Below are 19,878 nucleotides of genomic sequence, written 5' to 3'. Positions count from 1 at the left end.
CGCCCTCACGCCTCTCGCGCCGGATCGTCCTGGCCGGATGACTGCAGTGCCATGCTGATCAGCTTATCGGTGTCCATTGTGTCAATCTCGGTCGCTGCTGCCGGTCCAGTGGCCGATCCCGCTCCGGGATACCCGCCGCCAGCCAGCTCCAGCAGATTGTCGAGCAAGCCTGCCTCCCGCAACCGGGACAGCGGAATGGCGCTCAACAACTCCCGGATTTGCGCCTCCTGCCCGGCTGCGTCGTCGCTCGGCTCGTCCGGCACCAACAACGAACGCAGGTACTTCGCCAGCGCCCGCGACGTGGGATAGTCGAAGATCAACGTAGCCGGTAGCCGCTCGCCGCTATGCAGGCTCAACCGGTTCCGGAAGCCGACTGCCGCGAGCGAGTCGAAGCCGAGGTCGTTGAAGGCCCGGTCCGGCTCCACCGCCTCCGGCCCGTCATAACCCAGCTGTTTCGCCGCCTCGCTGCGCACCAGCTCCAGCAGAGCGCTGTCCTGCTCCGGACTGGACATCGGCGACAACCGTTGCCGCAGAGACTGCGACGGTGCTGCCGAGGTCGCCGCGGTCTGCCGCGCCGGTGCCCGGACCAGCGTCCGCAACAGCGGTGCCACCGCACCCGGATCAGCCGCGGCGAGCGCGGCCTGGTCCACTGCCACGGGCAACAGCAGTGGCTCGTCCCGCGCCCGGGCCGCATCCAGTAGCGCGAGCCCTTCCTCAGGGGTGATCGGCGCGATAACGGCATCGTCCCGGTGGTGCCGCCCGCCATCGGCCACCGGTGTCGCCATTCCCCCGGCCTCCGCCGACCACAGCCCCCACGCCAGCGACTGCGCTGGCAGCCCCTGCCCGCGGCGGTGGCTGGCGAGCCCGTCGAGGAACGCGTTAGCGGCCGCGTAGTTCGCCTGCCCGGGCGCACCGAGCACACCTGCGGCCGAAGAGAACATCACGAACGCCGACAGGTCATGGTCACGGGTCAACTCGTGCAGGTACCATGCCGCGTCCACCTTCGGGCGCAGCACCGCCGACAACCGGTCCGGGTCGAGGTTGCCGACGACCCCGTCGTCCAAGACTCCCGCAGCGTGGACAATCGCACGTAGTGGTTGATGCTCGGGCAGTTCCTCCAGGACTGCGGCCAGCTGGTCACGATCGGCCACGTCGCAGGCGACCAGGGTCACCTCCGCGCCCCGGTCGGCCAACTCGGTCCGCAGCTGCTCAGCCGCCGGGGCCGCCGCCCCCCGCCGGCTGAGTAGCAGGAGCCGTCGGACTCCGTGAGCGGCGACCAAATGGCGGGCGACCAACTGCCCGAGCGCCCCGCTCGCGCCGGTAACCAACACGGTGCCGGTCGTCGGCCACGCCGACGAGTTGGCGGTCACCGCAGCGCCCGAGGTCCGGACAAGACGGGGGCGCCACAGCGCACCGGCCCGCACCGCCAACTGCGGTTCTCCGCTGCGCAACGCAGCCGACAGCAACGGCGCCGACACCGGATCACCGTCCACGTCCAGCAGCACGACCGGGGCGGCGTCTTCGGCCTGCGCGGCCCGGACCAGCCCCCAGACCGCGGCGCCGACAAGGTCGCTCACTGGTTCACCCGCGCACGACACCGCCCCACGGGTCACCACGACCAGCGGAACCGCCGGGTCCGCCGAACTCGCCTGCCACTGCTGTAGATACTTGAGCACCCGCCCGGCCTCGGCATGCACCGCCGCCGGTTCGGCAGCGCCGCTTGGCGCCAGGTCGGCGGGGTTGCCCGGCGCCGGTGCCGCGCCGGCCGGAAGCACGTGGACCACCGACGCCGCTGCCTCGATGTCGTCGCCTGTCGACGCTGCCAGCGACGCCACCATCGCCCACCGGTCGTCGCCAAGCACTCGCCAGGCCCCGACCGGCTCCGATGCTGGAGCCGGAATCGAACGCCATTCGACCCCGAACAACCGCTCCGGCTGGGATGCGGCCGGCACACTGACCGGGTTGGCCTCACCCGGCCGCAGCGTCAACGACCCGACCGAGGCGACGAGCTGCCCGGCCGGATCCCACGCATCGATCGCGACCGTGGTCCCGAGACCGTCGCCGGGCGTCTCAACCGGCCGTATGCGGACCTGTAGCTCCGAGGCGCCGGTCGCATAGACCTGCACGTCCGACCAGGCGAACGGACGAAGCGGGGAGCCGCCAGTCGCGAGCTGTGCGATCGGGTGTAGAGCAGCGTCGAACAGCGCCGGATGCAGCGTGTAGGAGTCCACATCCGCCAGCGCGGCCGCGGGCAGCTCGATGTCGGCGACCAGCTCGTCACCATCCCGGAAGAGGCGTCGCATCCCCCGGAACGCCGGTCCATACTCCAGCCCGCTCGCGGCGAGCACGTCATACCAGTCCGCCACCGGAACCGGCTCAGCGGTGGCGGGCACCGGCACCGGCCCGGCCTCAGCCGAGAGCGCCGCCTCCGCCAACAGTCCGGTGGCGTGCCGAAGCCAGGTGCCGTCATTCGCACCGTCGAGCCTGCTGTGCACTGAAAACTGGCGGGAACCCGGCACATCGGCCGGTTCGACAGCCAGCTGCAGCCGCATCCGACCGCTCGGCGGCAGCACCAGCGGCGCGTGCAGCGTCAACTCCGCCACCCGCGCGCAGCCGAGCTGCTCCCCGGCTCGGATCGCGAGCTCCACGAAACCGGTCCCCGGAAAGACCACGGCACCGTCCAGACAGTGGTCGGCAAGCCACGGCTGAGTACCGAGCGACAGCCGGCCAGTGAAGATGCTCCCGCCCGATTCGGCCAGGTCGACTCCGCCTCCCAGCATCGGGTGCCCGTCCGATTCGGCACCGGTCACGCTCGCCGGCTCCATCCAGTAACGCCGCCGTTGGAAAGCGTAGGTAGGCAACTCCACCAGTTGCGGCCGCCACGGGGCGAACATCCGCTGCCAAGCCGGTGACCGGCCGCTGACGTACAGGGATGCCACCGCCTCGACGAAAGCTCGGGGCTCCGCCCCCGGCTCGAGTACCCCCAGCAGCACCGCTGGCGTCACGGTGCTCGGCAGACAGTCCGGCACCAGGCCCGTGAGCACAGGCGCCGGGCCGAGTTCCACGAACCGCGTGACGCCGAGATCGTGCAGTCCTCGGACCGCGTCGGCGAACCGCACCGGCTCCCGGAGCTGGCGCACCCAGTACTCGGGCTGACGCAGCTCCTCGTCAGCGAGTTCGCCGGTCAACGTCGAGATCACCGAGTACTGGGGCTCGGCGTACCGCACGCTCGCCGCCACCGTGGTGTACTCATCGAGGGCAGAGTCCATATGGGGGGAATGGAACGCATGCGAGACCCGCAGTGGCGTTGTTGCCCGTCCCTGCTCGGAGAAGTAATCAGCCACCTCGCTGACCGTCGCCTCGTCCCCGGAGATCACCACCGACCTCGGCCCGTTTATCGCCGCCAAGGAAACACCGGCCCGCCCGCACAGCTGTTCGCGCACCTCTTCCTCGGAGGCAGCGAGCGCCACCATCGCCCCACCAGAGCGAGCCGCCTGCATGAGCCTTCCCCGGGCTGCGACCAGCCGGCACGCGTCCGGCAACGAGAGCACCCCGGCACAGTGAGCAGCCGCCAACTCTCCGATCGAGTGTCCCACCAGCAGATCTGGTCGCACCTCAAGGTGCTCAAGGAACCGGAACAGCGCCACTTCCACAGCGAACAGCGCTGGTTGCGCGTAGGCGGTCTGATGCACCAGCTGGGCATCATCGGAGCCGGGAGCGGCGTCGAGCACCCGCGCGAGCGGCACCTCCAACTGGGGGGCCAGTTCGGCGCACACCGCCTCGAAGGCCGCCGCGAACGCCGGGTACGCGTCGGCGAGAGCCCGACCCATCCCCAACCGTTGAGCCCCCTGGCCGGTGAAGAGGAATGCGGTGCGGCCGGTGGTGGAGGCCACGCCCTGCACGAGCCGCCCAGGATCCGGTTCGCCATCGACGAGCGACACGAGACCGAGCAGCAGCTCCTCCCGGGTTCCCCCGTTGATGACCGCCCGATGTTCCAGCGTCGCCCGCCCGACCGACAACGAGTAGCCGACATCGAGAATGTTGAGATTCGGATCGTCGTCAACGTAGGAGAGCAGCCGCTCGGCCTGCGCCCGCAACCCGTCTGCGCTGCGGCCCGACACGCACCAGGGCACCGTCAACGCCGCCGGCCGATCTGGTCGAGGCGAGTCCGCCGGCTCCGAATCGGCCTCTTCGATGATCACGTGTGCGTTCGTGCCGCTGACCCCGAACGATGACACCCCCGCCCGCCGGACCCGACCCTCCACCGACGGCCACTGCCGACCCTCCACCAACAACTCCACCTCACCCGACGACCAATCCACATGCCCCGTCGGACGACCCACATGCAACGTCGGCGGCAACCAACCAAACCGCAACGCCATCACCATCTTGATCACACCAGCCACCCCAGCCGCCGCCTGCGCATGACCAATATTCGACTTCAACGACCCCAACCACAACGGACCCACCCCACCCCGACCCCGCCCATACGTCCCCAACAACGCCCCCACCTCAATCGGATCCCCCAACGACGTCCCCGTCCCATGCCCCTCCACCACATCCACATCCCCCACCCCCACACCAGCCGACCCCAACGCCGCCCGAATCACCCGCTCCTGCGCCGGACCATTCGGCGCCGTCAACCCATTCGACGCCCCATCCTGATTCACCGCCGAACCCCGCACCACCGCCAACACCCGACGACCCGCCGCCCGCGCATCCGACAACCGCTCCAACAACAGCACACCAGCGCCCTCCGCCCACCCCGTACCATCCGCATCCGCCGAAAACGACTTACACCGACCATCGGCCGCCAACCCACGCTGCCGACTGAACTCCACAAAGCTCTCCGGCGTCGCCATCACCGTCACCCCACCCGCCAACGCCATACCGCACTCGCCACTGCGCAACGCCTGCACCGCCAGATGCAACGCCACCAACGACGACGAACACGCCGTATCAACGGAGATCGCCGGACCTTGGAGGCCAAGGGTGTAGGCGATCCGACCAGCCACGACTGACCCGGTGCTGTTGCTTGCGAAATAATCGTGGTACTGAACTCCGGCGAAGACCCCGGTCTCGCTACCCCGCAACGACGACGGGTCGACCCCGGCCCGCTCGATCGCCTCCCAACAGATCTCCAGCAGCAGCCGCTGCTGCGGGTCGACCGTCGCCGCCTCCCGCGGCGAAACCCCAAAGAAGCCGGCGTCGAAGTCGCCCGCGTCATACAGGAAACCGCCGTGGCGTACGTATGAACTCCCCGGCCGCTCCCCGGTCGGATCAAAGATTCGGTCGGTGTCCCAACCCCGGTCGACCGGGAATGGCCCGATCGCGTCCACCCCGTCCGCGACCAACCACCACAGATCCTCGGGCGACTGGACTCCGCCGGGGTAGCGGCAGGCGACCCCGACGATCGCGATCGCGTCGTCGTCGCCCACCTCCGGCGGCCCGGTCCGGGGCGCCACCGTTACCTCGGCTTCGGTCGCCACCGACACCTCGGCCAGCTGCGCCACAAGGTAGTCGGCGACAGCGTTCGCGGTGGGGTAATCAAACACCAACGTCGCCGGCAGCCGCACTCCGGTAGTGGTGGCGAGGCTGTTCCGGAACTCGACCGCGCTCAGCGAGTCGAACCCCAGGTGCTGAAACTCCCGACGGGGGTCGACAGCAGCCGGGTCGGGGTAACCGAGCACCGCCGCCACCTGTTCCCGCACCAGTTCCAGGGCCGCCTCCCGCTGTTGTTTGCCGCTCAAGCGCGCGAGTTCGGTCGGACGCTCGGCGGCGGTGCCCGAACTCCGCGGCGAAGGCGGCGCGCCGCCACCGAGATCGCGCAACGCCGCTGGCCTCGCCGCTCCCAGATCGCGGAGCACCGATGGATCGAAACGCGCCGCCACGATCGGCCCGGGCTCGGTGGCCGCGAGACAGGCGGCATCGAATCTCGCCAAGGCTTCCGCGGTGTCCAAGGTCAGCAGCCCGTCGCGGGAGAGCCGGTCCAGGCCAGACTGACCGAGCGCAGCGATCATACCGCCGGCCGCTGCCTCCCACGGTCCCCACGCCACCGAGGTGGCGGCGGCGCCGGTCGAACGGCGGTGGGTCGCCAGCGCGTCGAGCACCGTGTTGGCGGCGGCATAGTTAGCCTGCCCCGCGGCGCCCAGGATACCGGAGAGTGACGAGAAGACGATGAACGCCGACAGGTTGTAACCCTGTGTGAGTTCATGCAGATGCAGCGCACCGTGAACCTTCGGCCCCAGCACGGCCTCAATGTCCTCCGTCGTCAGGCTGGTCACCGTACCGTCGGCGAGCACACCGGCAGTGTGGATGACGGCGCTTAGCGGTGGCTGCGGCAGTGCGGTGAGCGCCTCCGCCAAGGCTGCCCGGTCGGATAGGTCACATGCGACGAGCCTGACTGCCGCCCCACTAGCGGCTAGCTCGGCCCGCAGCGCCTCCGCCCCGGGCGCCGCGGGGCCCCGGCGACTCAACAAGACCAGGTGTCGTGCGCCGTGGACCTGGACCAGATGGCGTGCGACCGCAGCACCGACACCGCCGGTACCGCCGGTCACCAGCACCGTGCCATCGAACGCTCCGGCCGGGACGGGAAGCGCACCTGCCGCCGGCTCCGCGCCACGGGTCATAACGTCGACTCGGGGAACGTGGGGCACCCCGCCCCGGTAAGCGATCTGCGGCTCGTCCGCGGCGAGGGCCCTAGCGGCGGCCTCGCCAAGCCAGCAAGAATCGGCCTGCTCATCATCGATGTCCAGGAGCAGAAACTGCCCCGGATGTTCGGTCTGCGCCGACCGGACCAGACCCCAGACCGCCGCCCCGGCGAGATTCGGAACTTCCTCTCCCGCCACCGAGACCGCGCCGCTCGTCAACAGCGTCAACGTCGAACCGGCTGCCCGCGGCTCAAGGAGCCAACCTTGCACTGCGTGCAACGCGTGTCGGGTCGCTGCCGTCACCGCGTCCGGATCCGAACCGCCGGGTACCCGCAGCCCGACGAACGGGGGCAACGCGCCGGCGGCCGGCACCTCCGCAATCCGGTCGACTACTGCCATTTCCTTAAGCGGAACGTCACTGGTCGGCAACGCCGGCCGCCACCGCAGCTCATGTAACGGCGGCTCCGACAACCCGGCGCTGGTCAAGGCAGGCCGGAACGCCACCGATCCGATCGTGGCGACCGGCCGACCGTTGCCGTCGGCGATGTCGCCTCGATACGCCTGCTCCCCAATCCGGCTAAAGTGGACTCGGAGCTGATCCGCTCCCGCTGTGTGGAGGGTTACGCCGGACCAGCTGAACGGTACGTGGGCGGAACCGGATCCGTTCCCCGGAGCGGCCGCGAGCACCTGGGTCGCCGCGTCCAACAATACCGGGTGGATCCCGAACCCGCCCGTGGTCACTCCGGCGCCGCTAGGCAGCCTCACCTCCGCCCACATTGCATCCGCACCGCGCCAGGCTGCACTGAGCCCACGGAACGCAGGACCGTAATCGAGCCCGCTGGCCGTCAGCTCCCGGCCGAGATCCTCCACATCGATGGGCTCGCCCGCCGACGGTGGCCATTCGGCCAGCGCTACACCACTCTCGATGCCGTCGGCGGCCAGCAGTCCAGATGCGTGCCGCTGCCACTCCGGCGCCGGATCGCGTTCGTCCTGGGCGAAGACGTCGATCGTACGGGTGCCAGGTCCGGCAGTGTCCCCGACGACAATCTGAATCCGTGTCCCGTCCGGGGAGACTGGGAGCGGGGCATGCAGCGCCAGGTCAACTAGTTGTCCATAGCCGGCGGATCGCCCTACCCAGAGTGCGAGGTCAACCAGCGCAGCACCGGGGAGAATCGGCTCTCCATGCACGACATGGTGACCCAACCAGGCCGGTTTCCAGGTAGCGACCCTTCCAGTGACCACCAGGTTGCCGGAGTCGGCGACGGTGGCGATGGCACCGAGCAGCGGATGGTCCGCCTCGTCCATTCCCCACGCGTGGGCTCCGCCGGAACTTCGTTCCTCAAGCCAGTAGCGCTTGTGTTGGAACGCATACGTCGGCAGATCCACCCACCGACCACCAACCAACACCCGAGACCAATCCACCACCCCACCCCACACCCACACCCGCGACACACCCACCAACAACCCCTCCACCTCACCCAACCCACCAACCCCACCCCACAACGACCCAACCACCAACCCACCACCATCACCCGCCACACCACCACCATCACCCTCACGAACCACCCCAGCCCACACCCCACCCGGCCCCACCTCCACAAACCGCGACACACCCAACCCCCGCAAACAACCCACCACATCACCAAACCTCACCCCAGCACCCACCTGCGACACCCAAAACCCCGGATCCGACCACTCCCCACCCACCACCCCACCCAACACCGACGACACCGCCACCACCCCACCCGAAACCCCACCCAAACCCAACCCACCAACCAACTCACCAAACCCACCCACCCCACCCGACTCCACAACCCCCGCCCCACCAACCACCAACCGACACGCATCCTCCAACCCCAACACCCCCACCACATACGCCGCCGCCACCTCACCCACCGAATGCCCCACCACCACATCCACACCCACACCCCACGACTCCAACAACCGAAACAACGCCACCTCCACCGCAAACAACCCCGCCTGCGCAAACACCGTCCGATCCACATCACCACCCACACCCTCAAACACCACACCCCGCAACCCACACCCCAACAACCCATCAAACACCCCACACACCTCATCAAACACCTCACGAAACACACCAAACGCCCCATACAACCCACGACCCATACCCACCCGCTGCGACCCCTGACCCGAAAACATAAACACCGTCCGACCACCCACCACCTCACCCAACACCACCGAACCACCCACACCCACCACCTCACCACCACCACCAGCAACCCCCGACAACAAACCCACCACCCCACCAACACCACCACCATCACCATCAGCCACCACCACCGCCCGACACCCCAACCCCGCCCGACCCACACCCAACGACCAACCCACATCACCCAAACCCACACCCCCACCACCCACCAAACCCACCAACCCACCCAACTGCCCCCGCAACCCACCCCAACCCACACCCGACACCGGCAACACCACCGGCACCTCCCGCGGAACCTCCCGCGGCACCGCAACCGAACCCTCAACCGGCGCCTCAACCGGTGACTCTTCGATGATCACGTGTGCGTTCGTTCCGCTGACCCCGAACGATGACACCCCCGCCCGCCGGACCCGACCCTCCACCGACCGCCACTGCCGACCCTCCACCAACAACTCCACCTCACCCGACGACCAATCCACATGCCCCGTCGGACGACCCACATGCAACGTCGGCGGCAACCAACCAAACCGCAACGCCATCACCATCTTGATCACACCAGCCACCCCAGCCGCCGCCTGCGCATGACCAATATTCGACTTCAACGACCCCAACCACAACGGACCCACCCCACCCCGACCCCGCCCATACGTCCCCAACAACGCCCCCACCTCAATCGGATCCCCCAACGACGTCCCCGTCCCATGCCCCTCCACCACATCCACATCCCCCACCCCCACACCAGCCGACCCCAACGCCGCCCGAATCACCCGCTCCTGCGCCGGACCATTCGGCGCCGTCAACCCATTCGACGCCCCATCCTGATTCACCGCCGAACCCCGCACCACCGCCAACACCCGACGACCCGCCGCCCGCGCATCCGACAACCGCTCCAACAACAGCACACCAGCGCCCTCCGCCCACCCCGTACCATCCGCATCCGCCGAAAACGCCTTACACCGACCATCGGCCGCCAACCCACGCTGCCGACTGAACGCCTCGAACGGCCCAGGTGTCGACATCACCAGCACGCCGCCAGCCAACGCCATACTGCACTCGCCACTGCGCAACGCCTGCACCGCCAGATGCAACGCCACCAACGACGACGAACATGCGGTGTCCACAGTAAAAGCAGGCCCCTGGAGCCCGAGCTCGTAGGAGATGCGACTCGAGATAACCGATCCGGCATTGCCGGTGCTCAGATAGTTGGCAACGGATTCGGCGGCATTCGGAGCCAGGTCGTCGTAGTAGTCTTGACCGCCCGAGCCGACAATGACACCAACCGACTCGCCACGGAGGCTGTCGGGAGCGATTCCGGCCCGTTCGAAGGTTTCCCAGGCCAACTCCAGCATCAACCGTTGTTGTGGATCGGTAGCCAGGGCCTCGCGGGGAGAGATACCGAAGAGCTCGGCGTCGAACATCGCCACATCGTCCACAAAGCCGCCTTCGCCGACGAAGGCCTCAACTCCGGTCTCCGGATCGGCGTACCCGAACCCGTCGATTGCCCATCCCCGATCGGTTGGGAACGGACCAATAGCGTCTCGCCCTTCGCTTACGAGCTCCCAAAGATCCTCCGGGGAACGGACACCCCCGGGATAACGGCACCCCATTGCGACGATCGCGATCGGCTCGTTGCCGGCCTCCTCGACCTCCCGGAGCCGTTGCCGGGTCTGATGCAGGTCCGCGGTGACCCGCTTGAGGTAGTCGAGTAGCTTCTCGTCGGCCGCCATTACGCTACTCCCAGCTCGTTGTCGATGAAATCGAAGACATCGTCGGCGCTCGCGGTGCCGAGCCGGTCCGCGACTTGCTCCTTACCGGCTTCCTCAGCACCCGCCGCGCGGGCCGCCAATGCCCGCAACCGGGTCGCCAAGGCGACCCGCCCGGGTTCGTCAGGGCCGAGTTCGGCGATGCGGGCTTCGATGAGGTGCAGCCCTTCTTCGAGCGTCGACTCGGTATGGTTGGTGTCGAGTTCGCTACTGAGGAACCTCGCCAGCGCCTCGGGCGTCGCATAGTCGAAGATCAGCGCCGCCGGAAGGTGTCGGCCCAGGACGGAACTCAGCCGATCACGAAGATCAACTCCGGAGACCGAGTCGAATCCGAGCTCCTGGAAGGTGCGGTTGGTCGCGACCGCGGAAGCCCCGGAGTGACCAAGCACCGCCGCGGCATGCTCCCGAACCAGCTCAACGAGTTCCCGATCACGCTCTCCAGCGGCCAGCTGGGCCAGGCGGGTAACCCGTGTGCTGTGCTCCTCCGCGCTGGTACCCGGAGCCGGCCCGGTCATCGTCACCTCGGCGAGCTCACGGATCAACGGTCGCGGCCGAGCAGCGGAGTAGATCGGCCCGTAGGTAGCCCAGTCGATATCCGCCACCACGAGGTACGGGGCAGCGCCGGCTCCACCGGCGAGGCTCAACACGTTCACCGCCTGTTCCGGATCGAGCAACCCGATGCCGAGCCGTGCCAGATACCCGTGCGCGGTCTCGTCAACCATTCCGCCACCCGCCCATGGCCCCCAGGCGATAGCGGTGACGTTTCGGCCGCGTTGCCGATGAGCGTGAGCGAGGGCGTCGAGGGACGCGTTGGCGCACGCATAGGCTGCCTGCCCATCGCTGCCCCAGAGCGCGGCGCCCGATGAGAAGAGGACGAACGCATCCAGTTCGACGTCCGAAAGAAGCTCGAGAAGGTGCCGGGCACCGCTGGTCTTGGCCGCCACGACTGGCGCGAACTGCGCCAGGTCGGTTGTCTCGAGCCGAGAGTCGGCCGGCATCACGCCGGCCGCGTGGACGACCGCCGTGAGGTCGCCGCCAGCCCTGACTCCATCGAGCAACTCAGCCAGCGCCGTCCGGTCGCCGACGTCACACGCGGCGATGGTCACCCGGACACCGTGCGTACTGAGCTCGTCCCGCAACGACTCCGCCCCGGGAGCATCCGCGCCCCGTCGACTGAGCAGCACGAGATGCTCGGCCCCGGTACGGGCGAGCCACCGCGCGGTGTGCGCGCCGAGCGCTCCGGTACCACCGGTAACCAGGATCGTCCCACGTGGTTGCCAGCGACCTCCCCGCACCGCTAGGTCCGCCGGCGCCCTCCGCAGCCGGCGGCCGAAGATCCTGCTGCCGCGGATCGCCACCTGCTCCTCGGACTGCTCCGACCCGCGCCCGCGCAGGACTTCCACCAGCCGCGCGGTGACCACATCGTCGACCACCGGAGGAAGGTCAATCATGCCGCCCCACAGCACGGGACACTCGAGGCTCAACACCGACCCGAGCCCCCAGACCGATGCCTGCGCAACGTCGACCACAGGGTCGTCAGACTGCGCCGCGACGGCACCGGTGGTGATACACCACAGCGACGTCGGAGTGCCGGCGGTGATGAGGCTCCGCGCCATCGCGACGGTGCCCACCAGCCCGCGGCTGAGCGTGGGGTATGTCTCGTGTGGCTGGTTGTCCAGAGCCAACAACGACAGGATCTGCGCGACGCCACTGAGCTCGGCTTCCGGCACCGAAGAATCGGCGCCATCGACATCGACTTCCACGGATCGCACGGTCAAGCCAGCAGCCCGCAACTGGCCGACCAGCGACATCGACAGCTCAGCCGCGATCCCCCGGGGTCGGAGGATCAGCCAGTCCCCGCCGGCGCACTCCGCCGGCGCCGGCACACTGGTGGCAACCCACTCGGAGTCGTAAACGAGCGGCGCGATCCTCGCCACGCTGACCCGCTGACGACGCCAGATGGCCAGCGCTGGCAGGACGTCCCTGATCGCCGCACCCGATAGCCCCAGCATGTCGCTGAGCGCTGTGGCGTTGCCGGATTCGACGTGGTGCCAAAAGTCATGCGAATCATCGGCGGGTAGCGCCGCACGCGGCGGCTCGCCCTCTTCCCTACCGTCCCACCAGTACCGCTGGTGTTGGAACGCATACGTCGGCAGATCCACCCACCGACCACCAACCAACACCCGAGACCAATCCACCACCCCACCCGACACCCACACCCGCGACACACCCACCAACAACCCCTCCACCTCACCCAACCCACCAACCCCACCCAACAACGACGCAAACACCAACCCACCAACCCCACCCTCAGACCCCTCCACCACCCGCCGCGCCAAACCACCCAACACCCCACCCGGCCCCACCTCCACAAACCGCGACACACCCAACCCCCGCAAACAACCCACCACATCACCAAACCTCACCTCAGACCGCACCTGCGACACCCAATACCCCGGATCCGACCACTCCCCACCCACCACCCCACCCAACACCGACGACACCGCCACCACCCCACCCGAAACCCCACCCCAACCCAACCCACCAATCGCCTCCCCAAACTCACCCAACATCGGCTCCATCAACCCCGAATGAAACGCATGCGACACCCGCAACCACGACACCCGCGCACCCAACCCCTCCAACACCCCCACCACCGACACCACACACTCCTCCACACCCGACAACACCAACTCACCACCACCATTCACCGCAGCCACATCCACACCATCCACTAACAAACCCCGCACCCGCTCCTCCCCCACACCCGACACCGCCACCATCACCCCACCCGACGGCAACCCATCCATCAACCCACCCCGCACCGCCACCAACCGACACGCATCCTCCAACCCCAACACCCCCACCACATACGCCGCCGCCACCTCACCCACCGAATGCCCCACCACCACATCCACACCCACACCCCACGACTCCAACAACCGAAACAACGCCACCTCCACCGCAAACAACCCCGCCTGCGCAAACACCGTCCGATCCACATCACCACCCACACCCTCAAACACCACACCCCGCAACCCACACCCCAACAACCCATCAAACACCCCACACACCTCATCAAACACCTCACGAAACACACCAAACGCCCCATACAACCCACGACCCATACCCACCCGCTGCGACCCCTGACCCGAAAACATAAACACCGTCCGACCACCCACCACCTCACCCAACACCACCGAACCACCCACACCCACCACCTCACCACCACCACCAGCAACCCCCGACAACAAACCCACCACCCCACCAACACCACCATCAACACCACCACCATCAGCCACCACCACCGCCCGACACCCCAACCCCGCCCGACCCACACCCAACGACCAACCCACATCACCCAAACCCACACCCCCACCACCCACCAAACCCACCAACCCACCCAACTGCCCCCGCAACCCACCCCAACCCACACCCGACACCGGCAACACCACCGGCAACCCACCACCAACAGCAGCAGCCTCCCCCGCCGACACCTCCACCGGCGACCCCGCCGACACCCCCGCCTCCACCGGCGGCGCCTCCTCAACGATCACATGCGCATTCGTCCCACTAATCCCAAACGACGACACCCCCGCCCGCCGCACCCGACCACCCACCGAACGCCACTCCACCGCCTCCCGCAACAACTCCACCCCACCAGACGACCAATCCACCTCACCCGACGGCACATCCACATGCAACGTCCGCGGCAACCACCCAAACCGCAACGCCAACACCATCTTGATCACACCAGCCACCCCAGCCGCCGCCTGCGCATGACCAATATTCGACTTCAACGACCCCAACCACAACGGACCCACCCCACCCCGACCCCGCCCATACGTCCCCAACAACGCCCCCACCTCAATCGGATCCCCCAACGACGTCCCCGTCCCATGCCCCTCCACCACATCCACATCCCCCACCCCCACACCAGCCGACCCCAACGCCGCCCGAATCACCCGCTCCTGCGCCGGACCATTCGGCGCCGTCAACCCATTCGACGCCCCATCCTGATTCACCGCCGAACCCCGCACCACCGCCAACACCCGACGACCCGCCGCCCGCGCATCCGACAACCGCTCCAAAACCAGCACACCAGCGCCCTCCGCCCACCCCGTACCATCCGCATCCGCCGAAAACGCCTTACACCGACCATCGGCCGCCAACCCACGCTGCCGACTGAACTCCACAAACAGACTCGGGGTGGCCATCACCGTCACCCCACCCGCCAACGCCATACCGCACTCGCCACTACGCAACGCCTGCACCGCCAGATGCAACGCCACCAACGACGACGAACACGCCGTATCCACCGTCACCGCCGGCCCCTCCAGACTGAAGCTGTAGGCAACCTGCCCGGAGACGAGACTGCCGGTGGGCCCTCCGCCGGCATAATCGGCGTGCATAACACCGGTGAACACACCGGTTTCGGAACCAGCCAGCGTGGTCGGATCGAGGCCAGCGTTCTCGAACGCCTCCCAACTCGCCTCGAGCATGATGCGTCGTTGCGGATCGGCCCGCCTGGCTTCGTTGGGACTGATGCCGAAGAAGTCAGCGTCGAAATCGCCGGCGTTGTAGAGGAAGCCGCCATGACGGACATAGCTCCGTCCCGGCGTGCCCGGCCGCGGGTCGTAGATGGAGTCGAGGTCCCAACCCCGATCCCGCGGAAAGTCGCCGACGGCATCAGTACCTGACCACACCAGCTCCCATAGATCCTCCGGGGAGGCCACTCCGCCCGGTAGCCGACACGCCATGCCGACGATCGCGATCGGCTCGGCATACCGCGCCTCCAACTCCCGCACCCGACGCCGCGCCTGCTGGAGATCCGTAGTCGCTCGCCGCAGATACGAGCGGAGCTGCTCCTCGTCCGCCATTCAGTCGTCACCTCGCACGGAGTCGCCGAGTTCCTGGTCGAGCACAGCGAAGAGTTCGTCGTCGCTCGCGGTGTCGTACGAGATGGCGTCCGCCGTCTCCTGCGCGCCCGCTACTCGCCATGCCCGCGCCAACTCCTCCAACCGCCGCCCTACCCGCGCTCGCTCATCGTCACTGGCGAGGTTGCTGTCGATCCTGGACAGTGCGTGGTCGATCTCAGCGAGCATCGGCGACACCCGGTCTGGATCGTCCGGCGCGAGCATGCTGAGTAGCTGCTTGCTAAGGGCCGTGACGCTGGGGTAGTCGAAGATGAGGGTGGCCGGTAGGGCTAGGCCGGTGGCGGAAACCAGTGTGTTTCGTAGCTCGATGGCCGCCAGTGAGTCGAACCCCAGGTCCTGAAACGACGTCTCCGGCTTGACTCTGTCGGTTGAGCAACCGAGGACGGCCGCTACCTGGTGAGTTACTAGGTCGTGCAACAGCCGTTGTCGCTCGTTCTCCGACAACAGCCCCAGTCGGTCCGCCAGCGTGGGCGATTCCCGACCAGCATCGGCTGTGGTCATAGACGTCGGCTTCCCGGCCAGGAGCGCAGGGAGGTCAGCTACGTCGCGGCTCGTTACGGTCGCCTGATCGATGTGGATGGGGACGAGTACCGGCTCGTCGGAGCTGGTCGCGGCGTCGAATAACCGACGGCCGATATCAGGGCGCAACGGCGGGAAGCCCAGGCGGGTCAGCCGCTGGATTGCCCCGTCGTCGAGCTGTTCGGAGAGCCCGGTCTCGGTCCGCCACAGCCCCCACGCCAACGACTGCCCCGGCAGCCCCAACGCCCGACGATGCACCGCCAACGCGTCCAGGAACACATTCGCCGCCGCATAATCGCCCTGACCAGCCGCCAACACCAATCCACCCGCCGACGAGAACAACACAAACGCCGACAACTCCAAATCCCGCGTCAACTCATGCAAATACCACGCCCCACACACCTTCGACCGGAACACCTCACCCACCCCACCCGCATCCAACACATCAACCGTCCCCCCACCAGCCACCCCAGCCGCATGCACCACCCCCGATAACCCACCACCAACCTCACCCAACAACCCCACCAACGCCTCCCGATCACCCACATCACACCCAAACACCCGCACCCGCGCACCAACCGACTCCAACTCCCCCACCAAACCCTCAACCCCCACCGCACCCCACCCACGACGACTCACCAACACCACATCCCGCACCCCACACCCAACCACCAAATGCCGCGCCACCAACGCCCCCAAACCACCCGTACCACCAGTCACCAACACCGCACCACCACCAAAGGCCGGCTGGTTTGCTACCGGCGGGACCGGAATAGCTTCCAGTCGCGGGACATACGTCCTGCTGCCCCGGATCGCGAACTCCGGTTCGGAGCTGGCCAGTGCTGACGAGAGTTGCTGATCGGCCTCCGCAGTTCCGTCGACGTCGATCAGCTGGAAACGCCCCGGATGTTCGGCCTGGGCGGCCCGGACCAGTCCCCAGACCGATGCCGTCGCCGGGTCCACGTCCGCGGCACCAACCGCGGCACCGAGTCTGGTGACGATCGCCAACGACGTCGACGCCAGCGCCGGGGTAGCCAGCCAGGTCTGGATAGCGCCGAGCGCGGCGATGGTGTTGGCGGTAGCGACAGCCGCGGCATCGCCTGGCGTCGCAGGTTCGATCGGCAGCACGGCGTAGCGCGGGGCCGGTTGACCCGCGGCGACCGCGGCTACCAGCGCCGCAACGCTCGCCGGATTCGTAACATAGTCGCCCCAGTCGGCGGCCAGAGCAGGACGGGCATCGCCGATGACCGCCACCGGGCACGATGCTCGGTGCGACGGGTTGGCCAGTTCGGTCGCCGGGTGCCAGCCGATCCGGTGCAGCGAGTGGCGGAGATCAGCGAGTTGATCCTCGGCGACAGTGCGGGTAGCCAGAGTTCCGACCTGGCCGATCACCGCACCGGTGTCGTCGGTCAGATCGACCGACATCTCACTCGCGGAGGTCTGCCGTATCCGAACACGAAGCCGCCCGGCACCGGGTCGCCTGATCTCCACGCCTGACCAGCTGAAGGGCAATCGAGTGCCGTCGGCGACGGAGGCTCCCTCTGGGGTGGCGACGCTGATGCCTGCGTGCAGCGCAGCGTCCAAGAGTGCCGGGTGCAGTCGATACCGCGCGGCATCGACGTTAGCCAGAACGACGTCGGCGTATACCTGGTCTCCTAGCTGCCAGGCCGCCTCTACCCCGCGGAAGGTGGGCCCGTAGCGGTAGCCGTGTTCGCCCAGCTCGGCGTAGGCGGCGGCGACATCGAGCGGCTGGGCATCGCGCGGTGGCCAGCCGCCGACGTACCGTCCTGACTCTGCAGACCCGGAATACGGGTCCGACGGACCGGCACTGGGCTCCAGGACACCGCTCGCGTGACGTACCCAGCCAGTGTGGACTCCGGGTGCGGTCTCCTCCCGAGAATAGATCGCGAGCGTCCGGGGTCCGTGCCCGACTGCGACCACCACCTGGATCTGCAGTGAAGACTGAGTCATCGAAGCGGGAGTCTCCTGAACGAGCTCCCGGATCGTGGGGTAGCCCACCCATTCCCCCGCTACCAACGCCAGCTCGACGAAGACTGAGCCGGGGACCATTACCACCCCATGGACGACATGGTCACCGAGCCATCGGTGCGTCGACAAGGACCATCGCCCGGTGAAGACCACCGAATCGCCCTCAGCGCTCGGCACCGCCGCCACCAATAGTGGATGTTCCATCGCGATCTGCCCCATCGCAGCGGGGTCCCCGCCAACGACTACGGAGTCCAGCCAGTACCGCTGTCGCCGGAACACGGTGGCTGGCGCCGGCACCCGCTGGTGGGGAACCGGGTCTGCCTCGGCGTGCGTGTCGACCGATGACTCCGCCGGCGCCTCCTCGATGATCACATGCGCATTCGTCCCACTAATCCCAAACGACGACACCCCCGCCCGCCGCACCCGACCACCCACCGAACGCCACTCCACCGCCTCCCGCAACAACTCCACCCCACCAGACGACCAATCCACCTCACCCGACGGCACATCCACATGCAACGTCCGCGGCAACCACCCAAACCGCAACGCCAACACCATCTTGATCACACCAGCCACCCCAGCCGCCGCCTGCGCATGACCAATATTCGACTTCAACGACCCCAACCACAACGGACCCACCCCACCCCGACCCCGCCCATACGTCCCCAACAACGCCCCCACCTCAATCGGATCCCCCAACGACGTCCCCGTCCCATGCCCCTCCACCACATCCACATCCCCCACCCCCACACCAGCCGACCCCAACGCCGCCCGAATCACCCGCTCCTGCGCCGGACCATTCGGCGCACTGAAACCACTTGACGCCCCATCCTGATTCACCGCCGAACCCCGCACCACCGCCAACACCCGACGACCCGCCGCCCGCGCATCCGACAACCGCTCCAAAACCAGCACACCAGCGCCCTCCGCCCACCCCGTACCATCCGCATCCGCCGAAAACGACTTACACCGACCATCCCGCGCCAACCCTTGTTGCCGACTAAACTCCACAAAGGTCTCCGGTGTGGCCATCACCGTCACCCCACCCGCCAACGCCATACCGCACTCGCCACTACGCAACGCCTGCACCGCCAGATGCAACGCCACCAACGACGACGAACACGCCGTATCCACCGTCACCGCCGGCCCCTCCAGACCAAGGTGATACGCCACCCGACCAGAGACCAGACTCCCCATGCTGGTGCCCTGGCCATAGTCGTGGTACATAGTGCCGACGAACGTGCCGGTCGCGCTTCCGGCCAGCGTTGCCGGGTCGAGACCCGATGCCTCGATCGCCTCCCATGCGACCTCCAGGAGGATCCGCTGCTGCGGATCCATTGCCAAGGCTTCCCGTGGGCTGATGCCAAAGAACTCGGCATCGAACTCGGCTGCCTCGTATAGAAATCCACCCTCGGCAACGTAGCTGGTCTCAGGTCGCTCTTGCTGCGGGTCAAACAAGCGGTCGAGGTCCCAACCCCGGTCCCGCGGGAACGGACCCACCGCATCCACACCCGCCCACACCAGCTCCCACAGGTCCTCCGGGGAAGCCACCCCGCCCGGCAGCCGGCACCCCATGCCCACGATCGCCACCGGCTCGGCATCCCGTGTCTCCAGCTCCCGCACCCGGCGCCGCGCCTGCTGGAGGTCCGAGGTCGCCCTCCGTAGGTAGTCGAGGAGCTTGGCTTCGTTCTCCACAGGTCATCCAATCTCAACCGCGCTATGGATCTCCACCGCGGTGTCGCCGCGACGGCGAAGGCTGTGGGCACGCTCCGGGTAGGACTCTCATGGCACTGGCCCTCCCGGGAATGGAGGAGCTGCGGCCGAGCTTATAGAAGGCGGGTACCTGG

The 19,878-nt window shown here is 67.7% G+C and carries 2 protein-coding genes and 1 pseudogene; all 3 read right to left on the bottom strand.

Translation table 11 applies throughout. The features are described from left to right. Positions 1-5: 5 nt before the first annotated feature. Positions 6-10,550 carry a type I polyketide synthase gene (locus tag JQS43_RS06955; protein WP_275581041.1) on the bottom strand — a complete coding sequence of 3,515 codons (10,545 nt, stop codon included), beginning with the start codon at positions 10,548-10,550 and terminating at the stop codon, positions 6-8. Continuing rightward, complete coding sequence (locus tag JQS43_RS06940) at positions 10,550-15,466, bottom strand: type I polyketide synthase (RefSeq protein ID WP_239678234.1); 4,917 nt, start codon at positions 15,464-15,466, stop codon at positions 10,550-10,552. Before JQS43_RS06940 ends, JQS43_RS06955 begins: the two co-directional genes overlap by 1 nt. Continuing rightward, positions 15,467-19,720 (bottom strand): annotated as a pseudogene (locus JQS43_RS06935) (beta-ketoacyl synthase N-terminal-like domain-containing protein); the annotation flags it as partial. Positions 19,721-19,878: the final 158 nt, after the last annotated feature.

The sequence above is a fragment of the Natronosporangium hydrolyticum genome, assembly GCF_016925615.1.
In the GTDB taxonomy this organism is placed as follows: Bacteria; Actinomycetota; Actinomycetes; order Mycobacteriales; family Micromonosporaceae; genus Natronosporangium; species Natronosporangium hydrolyticum.
This window is presented reverse-complemented; position numbering and strand designations above follow the sequence as displayed.

Excerpts from the sequence above, each read along its gene's own strand:
- JQS43_RS06940 (WP_239678234.1), bottom strand. The coding sequence starts at position 15,466 with ATGGCGGACGAGGAGCAGCTCCGCTCGTATCTGCGGCGAGCGACTACG.
- JQS43_RS06955 (WP_275581041.1), bottom strand. The coding sequence starts at position 10,550 with ATGGCGGCCGACGAGAAGCTACTCGACTACCTCAAGCGGGTCACCGCG.